This is a genomic window from Enterobacter sp. SST3 (assembly GCF_000286655.1).
GTDB classification, from domain to species: Bacteria; Pseudomonadota; Gammaproteobacteria; order Enterobacterales; family Enterobacteriaceae; genus Enterobacter; species Enterobacter roggenkampii.
Genome location: NZ_ALNS01000023.1, coordinates 111,873 through 130,759, shown reverse-complemented (window position 1 = coordinate 130,759; position 18,887 = coordinate 111,873). Strand labels below are relative to the sequence as shown.

Here is an 18,887-nt window from a genome sequence, read left to right as displayed (position 1 = left end):
TGGCAAAGGGAGTTTAGCGTGACAGTGGAGTCAGAAGTGCCAGAAAATAATATTAAACAACCTCAAGCTACTGATGGGATTAAACCGCAGTTACGCACGGTGGATCTTAATCTTCTGACGGTGTTTGATGCGGTCATGCAGGAACAGAATATCACCCGCGCCGCCCAGGCGTTGGGGATGTCGCAACCTGCTGTGAGTAATGCCGTTGCCAGACTCAAGCTCATGTTTAACGACGAATTATTCGTTCGTTACGGGAGGGGGATCCAGCCTACGGCACGCGCATTCCAGCTGTTCGGTTCCATCCGCCAGGCGTTGCAGTTGGTGCAAAATGAGCTGCCGGGATCGGGCTTTGAACCCTTGAGCAGCGAGCGCGTATTCCATCTTTGTGTCTGCAGTCCATTAGATAATTATTTAACGTCGATTATTTATAATAAAGTTGAAGAAATCGCACCAAATATCAATCTGGTTTTTAAATCATCCCTGAATCAAAACACGGAACATCAGTTACGCTATCAAGAGATCGAATTCGTGCTGGGGTATGAAGAGTTCCGTCGTCCGGAATTTTCCTGCGTGCCGCTCTTTAAAGATGAAATGGTTCTTGTCGCCAGTAAAAAACACCCACGTCTGAATTCTCCGCTGCGAGAACACGATGTTTATAACGAACAGCACGCCGTTGTTGCTCTCGACAGATATGCTTCCTTTAGCCTGCCGTGGTATGACACTGCGGATAAACAGGCGTGCGTGGCTTATCAGGGCATGGCTATGGTCAGCGTATTAAACGTGGTCTCCCAGACACAGCTGGTGGCGATTGCACCGCGCTGGCTGGCAGAAGAGTTTTCTGACCCATTAAATCTGCAAATTTTGCCATTGCCGCTTAAGTTAAATAGCCGAACCTGTTATCTCTCCTGGCATGAAGCGGCCGGACGGGATAAAGGACACCAGTGGATGGAAGAGTTGCTGGTTGGTATCTGTCGCCGGTAAACGCATCGGGATAAATCGCATCGGATCATGTGATTTATCCTGAGTTTTTTTGGATAGTTGCTATTTTGTTCTGTGAGTCTTTTTTTCGGGCGGCTCTTCGGCACGCAAAAATAGATGATTTCCTGCATTGTCCTGCTTTTCAGCGATGATTTATCACACCGTCCTCTATTCTCAGAGGAATTAACCATATCTTCTGTTAACGGCTGCGTTTTCTGCTTTACGCACCGTTTATCTCTCCGGGTTTGCTAATTGCCTGCCTCATAACGAGCGGTTAAGGTAAAGAACACTCTGCAAAATATAAGATTGGTTCATCCCAATCGTAAGACGGTGCGGAAATGAATTCGGCAGTCCGTCTATAACAAAATGCCTGGAGGCAAAGCATGGAGATGTTGTCTGGCGCGGAAATGGTCGTCCGGTCGCTGATCGATCAGGGCGTAAAGCAAGTGTTCGGCTACCCTGGCGGCGCGGTCCTCGATATTTATGATGCCCTCCATACGGTAGGGGGCATTGACCATGTTCTGGTACGTCACGAGCAGGCGGCCGTACACATGGCCGACGGCCTGGCGCGTGCGACGGGTGAAGTGGGCGTGGTGTTAGTCACGTCCGGCCCCGGCGCGACAAACGCCATTACCGGCATTGCGACGGCGTATATGGACTCTATCCCGCTGGTGATCCTCTCCGGGCAGGTAGCCACCTCGCTGATTGGCTACGATGCTTTTCAGGAGTGCGACATGGTCGGGATTTCGCGTCCCGTGGTGAAGCACAGCTTCCTGGTTAAGCAAACCGAAGATATTCCCGGCGTACTGAAAAAAGCCTTCTGGCTGGCGGCAAGCGGACGCCCGGGACCGGTGGTGGTCGATCTGCCTAAAGACATTCTGAACCCGGCAAACAAGCTGCCTTACGTCTGGCCGGAATCGGTGAGCATGCGTTCTTACAACCCGACAACGCAGGGGCATAAAGGTCAGATCAAGCGGGCGTTGCAAACGCTTCTGGCAGCCAAGAAACCGGTCGTCTATGTCGGGGGCGGAGCGATCAATGCAGCCTGTGAAGCCCAGCTTCGTGAACTGATTGAAAAACTCAACCTTCCTGTTGCGTCGTCGCTGATGGGGCTGGGGGCGTTTCCCGCCACCCACCGCCAGGCGCTGGGTATGCTGGGTATGCACGGTACCTATGAAGCCAACATGACGATGCACCACTCCGATGTGATCTTTGCCGTCGGTGTGCGTTTTGACGATCGTACCACCAACAACCTGGCGAAATATTGCCCGAATGCCACCGTGCTGCATATTGATATCGATCCGACGTCAATATCTAAAACGGTGTCGGCTGATGTGCCGATCGTCGGTGATGCCCGTCAGGTTCTGGAACAGATGCTGGAGCTGCTGGCCCAGGAGAAAGCGACCCAGCCGCTGGATGAGATCCGCGACTGGTGGCAGCAGATTGAACAGTGGCGCGCGCGTCAGTGCCTGAAATATGACACGCAGAGCGAAAACATTAAGCCGCAGGCGGTCATCGAAGCGGTGTGGCGACTGACGAAAGGTGAAGCGTATGTGACCTCAGACGTGGGCCAGCACCAGATGTTTGCTGCCCTGTATTATCCGTTTGATAAACCGCGACACTGGATCAACTCGGGTGGCTTAGGCACCATGGGCTTTGGTCTGCCTGCCGCGCTGGGCGTGAAGCTGGCGCTGCCGGATGAAACCGTCGTCTGCGTGACCGGAGACGGTAGTATCCAGATGAACATTCAGGAGCTGTCTACCGCGCTGCAGTATGAACTGCCGGTTCTCGTGCTGAACCTGAATAACGGCTACCTCGGCATGGTGAAGCAGTGGCAGGATATGATTTATTCTGGCCGTCACTCACAGTCATACATGAAATCGCTGCCGGATTTTGTTCGTCTTGCTGAAGCTTACGGCCATGTTGGCATGCGGGTAACCGATCCGGCCGAGCTGGAAACGAAGCTCGCACAAGCGCTTGAGCACGTTAAAAACAACCGCCTCGTCTTTATGGATGTGATTGTTGATGGAACCGAGCACGTCTATCCGATGCATATTCGGGGTGGTGGTATGGATGAAATGTGGTTAAGCAAAACGGAGAGAACCTGATATGCGCCGGATATTATCAGTTTTACTGGAAAACGAGTCTGGCGCACTGTCGCGCGTCATTGGCCTTTTTGCGCAGCGCGGCTATAACATTGAAAGCCTGACCGTCGCCCCGACGGAAGACCCAACGCTGTCGCGCATGACGATCCAAACCGTCGGCGACGCTAAGGTGCTTGAACAGATTGAGAAACAGCTGCATAAGCTGGTCGACGTGCTGCGCGTGAGCGAGCTGGGGCAAGGGGCCTACGTTGAACGTGAGGTCATGCTGGTGAAAATTCAGGCCAGCGGCTACGGGCGTGAAGAAGTCAAACGCAATGCGGATATTTTCCGCGGACAGATTATCGACGTCACGCCTTCTCTTTATACCGTTCAGCTGGTCGGGACGAGCGACAAGCTGGATGCGTTCCTGGCGTCCGTACGGGATGTCGCAAAAATTGTCGAGGTGGCGAGATCGGGGGTTGTGGGTCTGTCACGCGGCGAGAAAATCATGCGTTAGTTGTCAAAAAGGTTCGCCTCTTTCTGCCCGGTCACCAAAGCCGGGCTTTTTTTTGCGTAATCAGCCGACAACGCAGATAAAAGCGGTTGCCGCGAAGGCTTTTCTGCGTTTAGATGTTAAAAGATTTAACCATAACCTTGACAGGGCCATGGACTCTTTTCTTTTTTTAAGGGGCAATTGTGAAACTGGATGAAATCGCCCGGCTAGCCGGCGTGTCACGAACAACGGCCAGCTATGTGATTAACGGTAAAGCAAAGCAGTACCGTGTCAGCGACAAGACCGTTGAAAAAGTTATGGCGGTGGTTCGTGAACATAACTACCATCCGAATGCTGTCGCAGCCGGTCTGCGCGCCGGGCGCACCCGCTCTATTGGTCTGGTAATCCCGGACCTGGAAAACACCAGCTATACCCGTATCGCCAACTATCTTGAACGTCAGGCGCGTCAGCGCGGCTATCAATTGCTGATTGCCTGCTCGGAAGATCAGCCTGATAACGAGATGCGCTGCATTGAACATCTGCTTCAGCGCCAGGTGGATGCCATTATTGTTTCGACCTCCTTACCGCCGGAGCATCCTTTCTACCAGCGCTGGGCGAATGATCCGTTCCCGATCGTTGCGCTTGACCGTGCCCTCGATCGCGAGCACTTCACCAGCGTGGTGGGTGCCGATCAGGATGATGCCGAAATGCTGGCCGCAGAGCTGCGGACGTTCCCGGCGGAAACGGTACTGTATTTGGGCGCGCTGCCTGAACTTTCCGTGAGCTTCCTGCGCGAGCAGGGATTCAGAACGGCCTGGAAAGACGATCCGCGCGAGGTTCACTACCTCTATGCCAACAGCTACGAACGTGAAGCCGCCGCGCAGCTGTTCGAAAAATGGCTGGAAACGCATCCGATGCCTCAGGCGCTGTTCACTACCTCGTTTGCGCTCTTGCAGGGTGTCATGGATGTGACCTTACGTCGTGAAGGTAAACTGCCTTCCGATCTGGCGATTGCCACGTTCGGGGATAATGAGCTGCTCGACTTCCTTCAGTGCCCGGTGCTGGCGGTTGCACAGCGCCATCGCGATGTGGCTGAACGCGTGCTGGAGATTGTGCTGGCAAGTCTTGATGAACCCCGCAAACCGAAGCCGGGCCTGACGCGTATCAAACGTAACCTCTACCATCGCGGAATTTTAAGCCGCCAAAAATGAAATGACCGGGGCGGTGAAATCTGCCCCTTTTTGCTGCAATAATTTGTGCAGATAATTCCCGGAGAGAAATTAGGATAATTCTTGGGAGATCATAATCGCCTATTTTTCTTTATTCATTTTGGCTTTTAAATTGCCCTTTAAACAACATCTCAGCGATTTTAAACGGCACTCTTTGTATTATTTTGTTACAAACCCTCTTCGGTCGATGAATATTCAGACGTTTTTTCCTCTTCCTTTGACAGCTTACGCGATAACCACTGCGCTTACCGCTCGCCTGAGTGAATCTGGCGCTGTCATCCCCTGAGAATCTGTCATAAAATGCTGCCCGCGTCGCAAACTGACACTTTATATTTATCTGCGATGATATTGAGTGAGCCTTAACGCTAGTGTGCATATTCGGTTTTTTTCTTACAAATATTCATAACGTTAATTTTGCCTCGCCAGTTGTGCAGTTATTAACCAGGACTGTTTATCTCTGTAAATAGAGGGCTTTCGAGTCCTTATGCCGAGAGTCCTGGCTTGACAAGCTTTTCCCTCGCTCCGTAAACTCCTTTAGGTGGGAATTTGTGGGTTAAAGTGGTGAGGAGGGGTGAGACTGGCATGTTCCGTGGAGCTACGTTAGTCAATCTCGACAGTAAAGGGCGTTTATCGGTACCAACCCGATACCGCGACCAGCTGATTGAGAACGCTGCGGGTCAAATGGTTTGCACCATTGACATTAACTCCCCCTGCCTGCTGCTTTACCCCCTGCCTGAATGGGAAATTATTGAGCAAAAGCTGTCGCGACTGTCGAGCATGAACCCGCAGGAACGCCGCGTGCAGCGGTTGTTATTGGGACATGCCAGTGAATGTCAGATGGATAACGCAGGGCGATTACTGATCGCGCCTGTGTTACGGCAACATGCCGGTCTGACCAAAGAAGTGATGCTGGTCGGGCAGTTCAACAAATTTGAACTGTGGGATGAAACGACCTGGTATCAACAGGTCAAGGAAGATATCGACGCTGAGCAGTCTGATTCCGCGACATTATCGGAACGGCTGCAGGACTTGTCTCTATAAATATGATGGAAAATTATAAACATAAAACGGTGTTACTGGACGAGGCCGTTAACGGCCTGAATATTCGTCCGGATGGCATCTACATTGATGGCACTTTTGGTCGCGGTGGTCACTCGCGTTTGATCCTCTCCCAACTGGGTGAGGAGGGGCGTCTGCTGGCAATCGATCGCGATCCGCAGGCAATTGCCGTTGCACAGACTATCAATGACCCACGCTTTTCCATCGTGCATGGACCTTTTTCTGCGCTCGCGGACTATGTGGCTGAGCGCGGCCTGACGGGCAAGATCGACGGGATTCTTCTCGATCTTGGCGTCTCTTCACCCCAACTTGATGATGCTGAACGCGGTTTCTCCTTTATGCGCGATGGTCCGCTGGACATGCGTATGGACCCGACTCGCGGCCAGTCTGCCGCCGAGTGGTTACAGACCGCTGATGAAGCGGATATTGCATGGGTCATCAAAACCTTCGGCGAAGAGCGCTTTGGCAAACGTATTGCGCGCGCCATTGTTGAGCGCAATCGCATTGAGCCGATGACCCGCACCAAAGAGTTGGCCGAGGTGATCGCGGCGGCAACGCCGGTGAAGGATAAGCACAAACATCCCGCGACCCGTACCTTCCAGGCGGTTCGCATCTGGGTAAACAGTGAACTGGAGGAAATAGAGCTGGCGCTAAAAAGCTCGATCGACGTGCTGGCCCCGGGTGGGCGGTTATCCATCATCAGCTTCCATTCGCTGGAAGACCGTATTGTGAAACGCTTTATGCGTGAACAAAGCCGCGGTCCACAGGTACCCGCGGGGCTGCCGATGACGGAAGAACAACTCAGGAAGCTGGGTGGCCGTCAGTTGCGAGCATTAGGCAAGTTGATGCCGGGCGAAGAAGAGGTGGCAGAGAATCCACGCGCCCGTAGTTCAGTGCTGCGTGTTGCAGAGAGGACGAACGCATGATCGGCAGAGTGACAGAGACCCTAAGCAAAGTTAAGGATTCGTTAGGAAGCAACGAGCGCCATGCCTTGCCTGGCGTGATCGGCGACGATCTTTTGCGGTTTGGGAAACTGCCACTCTGTCTGTTCATTTGCATCATTGTCACGGCTGTGACGGTGGTCACCACCGCCCACCACACACGTTTATTGACTGCGCAACGCGAGCAGATGGTACTGGAACGCGATGCGCTGGATATTGAATGGCGAAATCTGATCCTTGAAGAAAACGCGCTCGGCGATCACAGCCGGGTTGAACGGATCGCAACGGAAAAGCTGCAGCTGCAGCATGTTGATCCTTCACAGGAAAATATCGTAGTACAAAAATAAGGGAAAACGCGACGCATGAAAGCAGCGGCAAAAACGCTAAAACCAAAACGTCAGGAAGAACAGGCCAACTTTATCAGTTGGCGTTTTGCGTTGCTTTGCGGCTGCATTTTACTGGCGCTGGGTTTTCTGCTGGGCCGCGTGGCCTGGCTGCAAATCGTCGCCCCTGACATGCTGGTACGCCAGGGCGATATGCGCTCTCTGCGCGTTCAGGAGGTTTCCACGTCCCGCGGGATGATCACCGACCGCTCCGGTCGTCCGCTGGCGGTGAGCGTGCCGGTGAAAGCGATCTGGGCCGATCCGAAAGAGCTGCACGACGCCGGTGGCATTACCCTTGATAACCGCTGGAAAGCCCTGTCTGATGCGCTGAAAATGCCGCTGGATCAGCTGGCTTCCCGCGTTAACGCGAACCCGAAAGGACGTTTTATCTATCTGGCGCGTCAGGTTAACCCTGACATGGCGGACTACATTCGCAAACTGAAGCTGCCGGGTATTCATCTGCGTGAAGAATCCCGCCGTTACTACCCATCCGGCGAAGTAACCGCTCACCTCATTGGTTTTACCAACGTCGACAGCCAGGGGATTGAGGGCGTTGAGAAAAGCTTCGATAAGTGGCTCACCGGCCAGCCGGGCGAGCGAATCGTGCGTAAGGACCGCTACGGGCGCGTCATCGAAGATATCTCTTCCACGGACAGTCAGGCAGCGCACAACCTGGCCCTGAGTATCGACGAGCGCCTGCAGGCGCTTGTCTACCGCGAGCTGAACAACGCGGTGGCGTTCAACAAGGCGGAGTCAGGCAGCGCCGTGCTGGTGGATGTCAGCACCGGTGAAGTGCTGGCGATGGCCAACAGCCCGTCCTACAACCCGAACAACTTTACCGGCACCGCAAAAGATGCCATGCGTAACCGGGCAATTACCGACGTGTTCGAACCCGGCTCCACGGTGAAGCCGATGGTGGTGATGACCGCGCTCCAGCGCGGTATTGTCAATGAAAACACGGTACTGAACACTGTCCCATACCGTATTAACGGCCACGAGATAAAAGACGTGGCGCGCTACAGCGAATTGACCCTGACCGGGGTGTTACAGAAGTCGAGTAACGTCGGTGTTTCAAAGCTGGCGTTAGCGATGCCGTCCTCAGCGTTAGTAGAAACTTACTCACGTTTTGGACTGGGAAAGGCGACCAATTTGGGGTTGGTCGGAGAACGCAGTGGCTTATATCCTCAAAAACAACGGTGGTCTGACATAGAGAGGGCCACCTTCTCTTTCGGCTACGGGCTAATGGTAACCCCGTTACAGTTAGCGCGAGTCTACGCAACGATTGGCAGCTATGGCGTCTATCGCCCGCTGTCGATTACCAAAGTTGATCCACCGGTCCCGGGCGAGCGTATCTTCCCGGAATCCATCGTTCGTACCGTGGTGCACATGATGGAAAGCGTGGCGTTGCCGGGCGGCGGCGGCGTGAAGGCGGCGATTAAAGGCTATCGTATCGCCATTAAAACCGGTACAGCGAAAAAAGTGGGGCCAGACGGCCGCTACATCAACAAATACATTGCCTATACCGCAGGCGTTGCGCCTGCAAGCAATCCGCGTTTTGCGCTGGTGGTCGTGATAAACGATCCACAGGCGGGTAAATACTACGGCGGCGCCGTCTCCGCGCCTGTGTTCGGGGCCATCATGGGCGGCGTGTTACGCACCATGAACATTGAACCGGATGCGCTGGCGACGGGCGAAAAAAGTGAATTTGTAATTAATCAAGGCGAGGGTACAGGTGGCAGATCGTAATTTGCGCGACCTTCTCGCTCCGTGGGTGCCAAATGCACCGGAGCGAGCACTGCGAGAGATGGTTCTGGACAGCCGCGTAGCGGCTTCTGGCGATCTTTTTGTGGCGGTGGTCGGTCATCAGGCGGACGGGCGTCGTTATATCCCGCAGGCGATTGCGCAAGGTGTGGCTGCCATTATTGCTGAGGCTAAAGATGAGGCAACCGACGGTGAGATCCGTGAAATGCACGGCGTGCCGGTCCTCTATCTCAGCCAGTTAAACGAACGTCTTTCCGCACTGGCGGGACGTTTTTATCACGAACCTTCCGACCAGCTGCGTCTGGTTGGCGTAACGGGTACGAACGGTAAAACCACCACCACGCAGCTGATGGCGCAGTGGGCACAGCTACTGGGTGAAACCGGTGCGGTGATGGGAACCGTGGGTAACGGTCTGCTGGGCAAAGTGAGCCCGACGGAAAACACCACCGGCTCGGCGGTTGACGTACAGCACGTGCTTGCCGGTCTGGCAGGGCAGGGCGCAACCTTCGCCGCGATGGAGGTCTCTTCGCACGGTTTGGTACAGCACCGCGTCGCGGCGCTGAAATTTGCTGCATCCGTGTTTACCAACCTGAGCCGCGACCATCTTGATTATCATGGCGATATGGAGCACTACGAAGCCGCGAAATGGCTGCTGTTCTCTACTCACCATTACGGTCAGGCCATCATCAACGCCGACGATGAAGTGGGCCGCCGCTGGCTGGCGAAGCTACCGGATGCGGTTGCCGTCTCGATGGAAGACCATATCAATCCGAACTGCCACGGCCGCTGGCTGAAGGCGGTTGAGGTGAATTATCACGACAGCGGGGCGACCATCCGCTTTGCCTCTTCCTGGGGTGAAGGCGAAATTGAAAGCCGCCTGATGGGGGCGTTTAACGTCAGCAACCTACTGCTGGCCCTGGCAACGCTGCTGGCGCTGGGTTACCCGATGGCTGAACTGCTGAAAACCGCCGCGCGACTGCAGCCGGTTTGTGGCCGTATGGAAGTATTTAGCGCGCCGGGTAAGCCGACCGTTGTGGTTGATTATGCCCACACGCCGGATGCGCTGGAAAAAGCGCTGGAAGCGGCGCGCCTGCACTGTACCGGTAAGCTCTGGTGCGTGTTTGGCTGCGGCGGCGATCGCGACAAAGGCAAACGCCCGCTGATGGGGGCGATTGCGGAACAGTTCGCGGATATTCCGGTTGTCACCGATGACAACCCGCGTACCGAAGAGCCGCGCGCCATCATTAATGACATTCTGGCGGGTATGCTGGACGCAGGCCGCGCGCGCGTCGTGGAAGGCCGTGCTGAAGCCGTGACAAACGCCATCATGCAGGCACAGGAGAATGATGTTGTTCTGCTGGCGGGCAAAGGCCATGAAGATTATCAGATCGTTGGCAATCGCCGTCTGGACTACTCGGATCGCGTAACGGCAGCTCGCCTGCTGGGAGTTGTCGCATGATTAGCCTCTCCTTAAGCCAGGCCGCAGAAGTACTGCACGGTGACCTGCACGGGCAAGACCTGACCATCGATGCCGTGACGACGGACACCCGTAAAGTCACCGCAGGCTGTCTCTTTGTGGCGCTGAAAGGCGAGCGTTTTGACGCGCATGATTTTGCCGAGCAGGCCAAAGAGAACGGCGCCGGTGCGCTGCTGGTCAGCCGCAAGCTTGATATCGATCTGCCGCAGGTTGTGGTGAAAGATACGCGTCTCGCGTTCGGTGAGCTGGCTGCCTGGGTTCGTCAGCAGGTGCCGGCTCGCGTCGTCGCGCTAACAGGGTCATCAGGCAAAACGTCAGTGAAAGAGATGACGGCGGCGATCCTCAGCCAGTGCGGCAATACGCTTTTTACCGCGGGCAACCTCAATAATGACATCGGCGTGCCGATGACATTGCTTCGCCTGACCAAAGAGCATGACTATGCGGTGATCGAGTTAGGCGCAAACCACCAGGGTGAAATCGCCTGGACCGTAAGCCTGACTCGCCCGGAAGCGGCGCTGGTGAATAACCTCGCGGCTGCGCACCTGGAAGGCTTTGGCTCGCTGGAAGGCGTGGCGAAAGCGAAAGGCGAGATTTACACCGGCCTGCCGGATAACGGTATCGCCATTCTGAACGCCGACAACAACGACTGGCTGAACTGGCAGAGCATCATTGGTGCGCGTAAAACCTGGCGCTTCTCTCCAAATGCGGCCAACAGTGATTTTACGGCGACCAATATCCATGTGACGTCGCACGGCACCGAGTTCACCCTCACTACCCCAACGGGTGGCGTGGAGGTGCTGCTGCCGCTGCCGGGTCGTCATAACATCGCCAATGCCCTTGCGGCGGCGGCGCTGGCAACGGCGGTGGGCGCTTCACATGCGGCAATTAAAGCCGGGCTGGCGAACCTGAAAGCCGTACCGGGACGCCTGTTCCCGATTCAGCTTTCGGAAAACAAGCTGCTGCTGGATGACTCCTACAACGCGAATGTTGGCTCGATGACGGCGGCGGTGCAGGTGTTATCTGAAATGCCGGGTTACCGCATCATGGTGGTTGGCGACATGGCAGAGCTGGGCGACGAAAGCGAAGCCTGTCATACCCAGGTCGGTGAAGCGGCGAAAGCGGCGGGGCTGGACTGTGTACTGAGCGCAGGAAAACTGAGCCAGGCGATCAGCCAGGCCAGCGGCGTTGGCGAGCATTTTGCCGATAAAGCCGCCTTGATTGAGCGCCTTAAGGCATTAATGACTGAAAAACAAATTGTGACAGTGTTAGTGAAAGGTTCACGTAGTGCCGCCATGGAAGAGGTTGTGCACGCATTACAGGAGAACGGGACATGTTAGTTTGGCTGGCCGAACATTTGGTCAAATATTACTCAGGCTTTAACGTCTTTTCGTATCTGACGTTTCGCGCCATCGTCAGCCTGCTGACTGCGCTGTTCATCTCGTTGTGGATGGGCCCGCGCATGATTGCCCGTCTGCAAAAGCTCTCTTTCGGCCAGGTTGTGCGTAATGACGGCCCGGAATCGCACTTCAGCAAGCGCGGTACGCCGACCATGGGCGGGATCATGATCCTGACTGCCATCGTCGTTTCCGTGCTGTTGTGGGCGTACCCGTCCAACCCGTACGTCTGGTGTGTGCTGACGGTACTGGTGGGTTACGGGATCATCGGTTTCGTCGATGATTACCGCAAAGTCGTCCGCAAAGATACCAAAGGCCTGATTGCCCGCTGGAAGTATTTCTGGATGTCGGTGATCGCGCTGGGCGTGGCCTTCGCACTGTATCTTGCCGGGAAAGACACGCCAGCGACCGAGCTGGTCGTGCCGTTCTTTAAAGACGTGATGCCGCAGCTGGGTCTGTTCTACATTCTGCTGGCGTACTTTGTGATTGTCGGCACCGGTAACGCCGTTAATCTGACCGACGGTCTGGATGGCCTGGCAATCATGCCTACCGTCTTCGTTGCGGCCGGTTTTGCGCTGGTGGCGTGGGCGACCGGTAACATGAACTTTGCGAACTACCTGCACATCCCTTATCTGCGTCATGCGGGTGAACTGGTGATCGTCTGTACGGCGATTGTCGGTGCGGGTCTTGGCTTCCTGTGGTTCAACACCTATCCGGCTCAGGTCTTTATGGGTGACGTCGGTTCACTGGCTTTGGGCGGCGCGCTGGGCATTATTGCCGTGCTGCTGCGCCAGGAGTTCCTGCTGGTGATCATGGGCGGCGTGTTTGTGGTTGAGACGCTGTCGGTGATTTTGCAGGTCGGCTCCTTCAAGCTGCGCGGTCAGCGCATCTTCCGTATGGCGCCGATTCACCACCACTATGAACTGAAAGGCTGGCCGGAGCCGCGCGTCATTGTGCGCTTCTGGATTATTTCGCTGATGCTGGTGCTGATTGGCCTGGCAACGCTGAAGGTACGTTAATCATGGCAGATTACCAGGGCAAAAAAGTCGTTATCATCGGGTTGGGCCTCACGGGGCTCTCCTGCGTGGACTTTTTCCTCGCGCGTGGCGTGACGCCGCGCGTGATGGATACGCGTGTCTCTCCGCCGGGTCTGGACAAGCTGCCGGAACAGGTTGAACGCCACCTGGGTGGTCTGAATGATGACTGGCTGATGGCAGCCGATCTGATTGTCGCCAGCCCGGGTATGGCGCTGGCGCATCCTTCCCTGAGCGCTGCCGCAGATGCGGGCGTTGAGATTGTTGGCGATATCGAGCTGTTCTGCCGCGAAGCGCAGGCGCCCGTTATCGCGATTACCGGTTCTAACGGTAAAAGCACCGTCACCACCCTGGTGGGGGAAATGGCAAAAGCGGCGGGCATGAACGTCGGCGTTGGCGGTAACATTGGTTTGCCTGCTCTGATGCTGCTGGATAAAGGCTGTGAACTGTATGTTCTCGAGCTTTCCAGCTTCCAGCTGGAAACGACCTCCAGCCTGCATGCTGCCGCTGCGACGATCCTCAACGTGACTGAAGATCATATGGACAGATATCCCTTTGGTCTGCAGCAGTACCGTGCCGCCAAGCTGCGCGTTTATGAGAATGCCAAAGTCTGCGTGGTGAACGCCGATGATGCGCTGACCATGCCGGTGCGTGGCGCAGACGACCGCTGCATCAGTTTTGGCATCACCATGGGTGATTATCATCTGAACCGCCAGCTGGGCGAAACCTGGCTGCGCGTGAAAGGTGAGAAAGTGCTGAACGTGAAAGAGATGAAGCTCTCTGGTCAGCACAACTATACCAATGCGCTGGCGGCGCTGGCGCTGGCGGATGCCGTGGGGCTGCCGCGCTCCTCGAGCCTGAAAGCGTTAACCACGTTTTCTGGCCTGGCGCACCGTTTCCAGCTGGCGCTGGAGCACAACGGCGTGCGCTGGATCAACGACTCCAAAGCCACCAACGTGGGCAGCACGGAGGCCGCGCTGAACGGGCTGCACGTTGACGGTACCCTGCATCTGCTGCTGGGCGGCGACGGTAAGTCAGCTGATTTCTCGTCCCTGAAGCCGTATCTCTCCGGCGATAACATCCGTCTCTACTGCTTCGGCCGTGACGGCAGCGAGCTGGCTGAACTGCGCCCTGAGATCGCCGAGCAAACCGAAACCATGGAACAGGCGATGCGGCTGATTGCCCCTCGCGTGAAGCCGGGTGATATGGTGCTGCTCTCTCCGGCCTGTGCAAGTCTGGATCAATTCAAGAATTTCGAACAGCGTGGTGATGTCTTTACCCGCCTGGCGAAGGAGTTAGGCTGATGCGTTTATCTCTCCCTCGCCTGAAAATGCCGCGCCTGCCAGGATTTGGGATCCTGGTGTGGTTGTTTGCGGCGCTTAAAGGCTGGGTGATGGGCTCTCGTCAAAAAGATAACGACAGCCTGATCATGTACGACCGCACGCTGTTCTGGCTCACAATGGGGCTCGCGGCGGTCGGCTTTATAATGGTGACGTCAGCGTCAATGCCCGTCGGGCAGCGTCTGGCGAACGATCCTTTCCTGTTTGCCAAACGTGATGGTCTGTACATCATCCTGGCATTCTGCCTGGCGCTGGTGACCTTGCGTCTACCGATGGAGTTCTGGCAGCGGCACAGTACGGCGATGCTGATCGCCTCGATCATTATGCTGCTGATCGTTCTGGTGGTGGGGAGTTCCGTAAACGGGGCATCACGCTGGATCGCCTTTGGCCCGCTGCGTATTCAGCCTGCGGAATTTACCAAGCTCTCCCTGTTCTGCTACCTGGCGAACTACCTGGTGCGTAAAGTAGATGAAGTGCGTAACAACCTGCGCGGCTTCTTAAAACCGATGGGCGTGATTCTGGTGCTGGCGGTCTTACTGCTGGCGCAGCCTGACCTCGGTACGGTGGTTGTACTGTTTGTCACCACGCTGGCCATGCTGTTCCTGGCGGGCGCGAAGTTGTGGCAGTTCATCGCCATCATTGGGATGGGGATTTCAGCGGTTGTGCTGTTGATCCTCGCCGAGCCTTACCGTATTCGCCGCGTGACCTCTTTCTGGAACCCGTGGGAAGACCCGTTCGGCAGCGGTTATCAGCTGACGCAGTCACTCATGGCCTTTGGTCGTGGTGAGCTCTGGGGACAGGGGCTGGGTAACTCGGTACAGAAACTGGAGTATTTACCGGAAGCGCATACTGACTTCATCTTCTCCATTATTGCGGAAGAACTGGGTTATATCGGTGTGGTATTAGCGCTATTAATGGTATTCTTCGTCGCTTTCCGCGCCATGTCCATCGGCCGGAAAGCGCTGGAGATCGATCACCGTTTCTCAGGCTTCCTGGCCTGCTCAATTGGTATCTGGTTTAGTTTCCAGGCATTGGTTAACGTCGGGGCCGCAGCGGGTATGCTGCCGACCAAAGGTCTGACGTTGCCGTTGATCAGTTATGGTGGTTCCAGTCTGTTGATTATGTCGACGGCCATCATGCTGTTGTTGCGCATAGATTATGAAACGCGTCTGGAAAAAGCCCAGGCGTTTACACGAGGTTCACGATGAATCAACCGAAGCGGTTAATGGTGATGGCAGGCGGTACCGGCGGACATGTATTCCCGGGACTGGCGGTTGCGCACCATTTAATGGATCAGGGCTGGCAGGTACGCTGGCTGGGAACCGCAGACCGCATGGAGGCCGACCTGGTACCGAAACACGGTATTGAGATCGACTTTATTCGTATTTCCGGCCTGCGCGGCAAAGGCCTCAAGGCAATGCTGCTGGCTCCGGTGCGCATTTTTAACGCCTGGCGTCAGGCGCGCACCATTATGAAGCGCTTTAAGCCCGATGTGGTGCTGGGCATGGGCGGCTATGTCTCGGGGCCGGGCGGGCTGGCAGCGTGGTCGTTAGGTATTCCCGTCGTGCTGCATGAGCAGAACGGTATTGCCGGTCTGACCAACAAATGGCTGGCGAAAATCGCCACCAAAGTTATGCAGGCGTTTCCCGGCGCGTTCCCGAAAGCGGACGTGGTAGGTAACCCGGTCCGTGTGGACGTGCTGGCGCTGCCGTTGCCGGACGCTCGCCTGGCGGGCCGTGAAGGGCCGGTTCGTGTGCTGGTCGTCGGTGGCTCTCAGGGGGCACGCATTTTAAACCAGACGATGCCGCAGGTTGCTGCAAAGCTGGGGGATGCCGTCACCATCTGGCACCAGAGCGGAAAAGGCGCTCAGCAGACCGTTGAGCAGGCTTACGCCGAGGCGGGGCAGCCGCAGCATAACGTGACGGAATTTATCGACGACATGGCGGCAGCGTATGCCTGGGCCGATGTCGTGGTCTGTCGTTCTGGCGCCTTAACGGTAAGCGAAATCGCTGCCGCGGGTCTGCCAGCCCTGTTTGTGCCTTTCCAGCACAAAGACAGACAGCAGTACTGGAATGCCCTGCCGCTTGAGAAAGCCGGTGCGGCGAAAATTTTTGAGCAGCCACAATTTACCGCCGACGCGGTCGCCACCACCCTGGCGGGCTGGAACAGAGACGTATTGCTTGAGATGGCTGAACGCGCGCGCGCGGCGGCTATCCCTGATGCGACGGAACGGGTGGCAAAAGAAGTGAGCCTGGCATCTCAGGCTTAACCCTCGCAGCGCGTGAAGCGCGGCACGAATTTTAAGTAGTCGATGGCGTTTAGAGAATGAATACACAACAACTGGCAAAACTGCGTTCAATCGTGCCCGAGATGCGTCGCGTCCGGCACATTCACTTTGTTGGCATCGGTGGTGCCGGCATGGGCGGTATTGCCGAAGTGTTAGCTAACGAAGGCTATCAGATCAGCGGGTCTGACCTGGCGCCAAACCCTGTAACGCAGCAGCTGGCGTCGCTTGGGGCGACTATCTATTTCAATCATCGCCCGGAAAACGTGCGCGATGCGAGCGTGGTAGTGGTATCGAGCGCTATCTCCTCTGACAACCCGGAAATCGTTGCCGCGCATGACGCGCGCATTCCGGTGATCCGCCGTGCAGAAATGCTGGCGGAACTGATGCGTTTTCGCCACGGCATCGCGATTGCCGGGACCCACGGTAAAACCACGACCACGGCGATGGTCTCCAGTATTTATGCAGAAGCGGGTCTCGACCCGACGTTCGTCAACGGCGGCCTGGTCAAAGCCGCGGGCGTACATGCGCGTCTGGGCCACAGTCGTTATCTGATTGCTGAAGCGGACGAGAGCGACGCGTCGTTCCTGCACCTGCAGCCGATGGTGGCGATTGTCACCAACATCGAAGCTGACCATATGGATACCTACCAGGGTGACTTCGAGAACTTAAAGCAGACCTTTATCAACTTCCTGCACAACCTGCCGTTCTACGGGCGCGCGGTGATGTGCGTGGACGATCCGGTGATCCGCGAGTTGCTGCCGCGCGTGGGTCGTCAAATCACCACCTACGGCTTCAGCGAAGACGCTGACGTCCGCGTGGAAGAGTACAAACAGATTGGCGCGCAGGGACACTTCACGCTGGCGCGTCAGGACAAAGAGCTGCTGCACGTGACGCTGAATGCGCCAGGGCGCCATAACGCGCTCAATGCCGCAGCGGCAGTGGCCGTCGCGACGGAAGAAGGCATTGATGATGATGCGATTCTGCGCGCACTGGAAAGCTTCCAGGGCACCGGGCGTCGTTTCGATTTCCTCGGTGAATTCCCGCTGGATGCCGTGAACGGTAAAGTCGGTACGGCGATGCTGGTGGACGACTATGGCCACCATCCGACCGAAGTGGACGCCACCATTAAAGCCGCTCGTGCAGGCTGGCCAGACAAAAATCTGGTGATGGTGTTCCAGCCGCACCGCTTCACGCGTACGCGCGATCTGTATGACGATTTCGCCAGCGTCCTGTCACAGGTAGACACCCTGTTAATGCTGGATGTGTACGCCGCAGGCGAGACGCCGATTCCTGGTGCAGACAGTCGTTCTCTGTGTCGCACCATTCGTGGACGCGGTAAAGTTGACCCTATTCTGGTTTCTGACTCTGCGCAGGTGGCGGAAATTCTGGCACCGGTCCTGACAGGTAACGATCTGATTCTGATTCAGGGCGCGGGAAATATCGGCAAAATCGCCCGTACCTTAGCTGAAATCAAACTGAAGCCGCAAAACCAGGAGGATGAGCATCATGGCTGATAAGATTGCTGTCCTGTCTGGCGGCACCTCCGCCGAGCGCGAGGTTTCCCTGAATTCAGGCGCCGCTGTACTGGCGGGCCTGCGTGAAGGTGGCGTCAATGCGCACCTGGTCGATCCAAAAGAGGTCGACGTGACGCAGTTAAAAGCCATGGGCTTCGATAAAGTCTTTATCGCTTTACACGGTCGTGGCGGCGAAGACGGCACCCTGCAGGGGCTTCTGGATCTGATCGGTCTGCCATACACCGGCAGCGGCGTGATGGCGTCTGCTATCTCTATGGATAAACTGCGCAGCAAGCTGCTGTGGCAGGGCGCAGGTTTACCTGTTGCGCCATGGGTGGCACTGACGCGTCGCGAATTTGAATTGGGCCTGCCGGATAGCGTTAATGCACGCATTGCTGAACTGGGCTTACCGGTTATTGTAAAGCCCAGCCGGGAAGGCTCCAGCGTGGGAATGTCCAAAGTCGACAAAGCTGACGATTTAGCGTCCGCTTTAGCGCTGGCATTTCAACATGATGATGAAGTTCTGATAGAAAAATGGCTTAGCGGGCCGGAATTTACCGTCGCGATGCTTGGCGAAGAAATTTTACCGTCAATCCGTATCCAACCCGCCGGAGTCTTCTATGATTATGAGGCGAAGTATCTCTCTGATGAGACGCAATATTTCTGCCCAAGTGGTCTTGAAGCTGAGCGTGAAGACGATTTACAGTCCCTGGTGCTTAAAGCCTGGCATGTTCTGGGTTGCCAGGGCTGGGGACGCATCGACGTGATGCAGGACCGGGATGGACAATTTTATCTGCTGGAAGCCAACACCTCTCCGGGTATGACGAGCCACAGCCTTGTGCCGATGGCTGCGCGTCAGGCGGGGATGAGCTTCTCGCAGTTAGTCGTACGCATTCTGGACCAGGCGGGCTGA

16 protein-coding genes are annotated in these 18,887 nt (G+C 56.0%); all 16 read left to right on the top strand.

Annotated features, from left to right (window positions below):
- Positions 1–36: 36 nt before the first annotated feature.
- The 16 genes from leuO (at position 37) to B498_RS07990 (ending at position 18,887) form a co-directional block, all read left to right on the top strand.
- A complete protein-coding gene (leuO, locus tag B498_RS07915; protein ID WP_025912169.1) occupies positions 37–981 on the top strand; it encodes a transcriptional regulator LeuO in 945 nt (314 codons plus the stop codon).
- Positions 982–1,361: 380 nt separating this feature from the next.
- Positions 1,362–3,086, top strand: a complete 1,725-nt coding sequence (gene ilvI / locus B498_RS07920) for an acetolactate synthase 3 large subunit (RefSeq protein ID WP_008501995.1) — start codon at positions 1,362–1,364, stop codon at positions 3,084–3,086.
- A 1-nt stretch (position 3,087) separates the two neighbouring features.
- Entirely contained in the window at positions 3,088–3,579 is a 492-nt protein-coding gene (ilvN, locus tag B498_RS07925; protein ID WP_008501994.1) for an acetolactate synthase small subunit, read from the top strand.
- Positions 3,580–3,758: 179 nt separating this feature from the next.
- Positions 3,759–4,766, top strand: a complete 1,008-nt coding sequence (gene cra, locus B498_RS07930) for a catabolite repressor/activator (protein ID WP_008501993.1) — start codon at positions 3,759–3,761, stop codon at positions 4,764–4,766.
- Positions 4,767–5,366: 600 nt separating this feature from the next.
- The gene (gene mraZ / locus B498_RS07935; protein ID WP_021240528.1) at positions 5,367–5,825 is read left to right on the top strand and encodes a division/cell wall cluster transcriptional repressor MraZ; all 459 of its coding nucleotides are present in this window, start codon (positions 5,367–5,369) and stop codon (positions 5,823–5,825) included.
- A 2-nt stretch (positions 5,826–5,827) separates the two neighbouring features.
- Positions 5,828–6,769 (top strand): 16S rRNA (cytosine(1402)-N(4))-methyltransferase RsmH, encoded by a 942-nt coding sequence (gene rsmH / locus B498_RS07940; RefSeq protein WP_008501991.1) that lies wholly within the window; start codon positions 5,828–5,830, stop codon positions 6,767–6,769.
- Positions 6,766–7,131 carry a cell division protein FtsL gene (gene ftsL, locus B498_RS07945; protein ID WP_008501989.1) on the top strand — a complete coding sequence of 122 codons (366 nt, stop codon included), beginning with the start codon at positions 6,766–6,768 and terminating at the stop codon, positions 7,129–7,131. Before rsmH ends, ftsL begins: the two co-directional genes overlap by 4 nt.
- 15 nt (positions 7,132–7,146) lie before the next feature.
- Positions 7,147–8,913 carry a peptidoglycan glycosyltransferase FtsI gene (locus B498_RS07950; protein ID WP_008501988.1) on the top strand — a complete coding sequence of 589 codons (1,767 nt, stop codon included), beginning with the start codon at positions 7,147–7,149 and terminating at the stop codon, positions 8,911–8,913.
- Positions 8,900–10,387 carry a UDP-N-acetylmuramoyl-L-alanyl-D-glutamate--2,6-diaminopimelate ligase gene (murE, locus tag B498_RS07955; RefSeq protein WP_008501987.1) on the top strand — a complete coding sequence of 496 codons (1,488 nt, stop codon included), beginning with the start codon at positions 8,900–8,902 and terminating at the stop codon, positions 10,385–10,387. Before B498_RS07950 ends, murE begins: the two co-directional genes overlap by 14 nt.
- Positions 10,384–11,742: a UDP-N-acetylmuramoyl-tripeptide--D-alanyl-D-alanine ligase gene (gene murF / locus B498_RS07960; RefSeq protein ID WP_008501986.1), complete on the top strand. Its 1,359-nt coding sequence runs from the start codon at positions 10,384–10,386 to the stop codon at positions 11,740–11,742. The genes murE and murF overlap by 4 nt, the downstream gene beginning before the upstream one ends.
- Complete coding sequence (gene mraY, locus B498_RS07965; RefSeq protein WP_008501985.1) at positions 11,736–12,818, top strand: phospho-N-acetylmuramoyl-pentapeptide-transferase; 1,083 nt, start codon at positions 11,736–11,738, stop codon at positions 12,816–12,818. The genes murF and mraY overlap by 7 nt, the downstream gene beginning before the upstream one ends.
- A 2-nt stretch (positions 12,819–12,820) precedes the next feature.
- The gene (murD, locus tag B498_RS07970) at positions 12,821–14,137 is read left to right on the top strand and encodes a UDP-N-acetylmuramoyl-L-alanine--D-glutamate ligase (RefSeq protein ID WP_008501984.1); all 1,317 of its coding nucleotides are present in this window, start codon (positions 12,821–12,823) and stop codon (positions 14,135–14,137) included.
- The gene (ftsW, locus tag B498_RS07975; protein WP_008501983.1) at positions 14,137–15,381 is read left to right on the top strand and encodes a cell division protein FtsW; all 1,245 of its coding nucleotides are present in this window, start codon (positions 14,137–14,139) and stop codon (positions 15,379–15,381) included. Before murD ends, ftsW begins: the two co-directional genes overlap by 1 nt.
- Positions 15,378–16,442, top strand: a complete 1,065-nt coding sequence (murG, locus tag B498_RS07980; protein WP_008501982.1) for an undecaprenyldiphospho-muramoylpentapeptide beta-N-acetylglucosaminyltransferase — start codon at positions 15,378–15,380, stop codon at positions 16,440–16,442. Before ftsW ends, murG begins: the two co-directional genes overlap by 4 nt.
- Before the next feature lie 56 nt (positions 16,443–16,498).
- The gene (murC, locus tag B498_RS07985) at positions 16,499–17,974 is read left to right on the top strand and encodes a UDP-N-acetylmuramate--L-alanine ligase (RefSeq protein WP_008501981.1); all 1,476 of its coding nucleotides are present in this window, start codon (positions 16,499–16,501) and stop codon (positions 17,972–17,974) included.
- The gene (locus B498_RS07990; RefSeq protein ID WP_008501980.1) at positions 17,967–18,887 is read left to right on the top strand and encodes a D-alanine--D-alanine ligase; all 921 of its coding nucleotides are present in this window, start codon (positions 17,967–17,969) and stop codon (positions 18,885–18,887) included. Before murC ends, B498_RS07990 begins: the two co-directional genes overlap by 8 nt.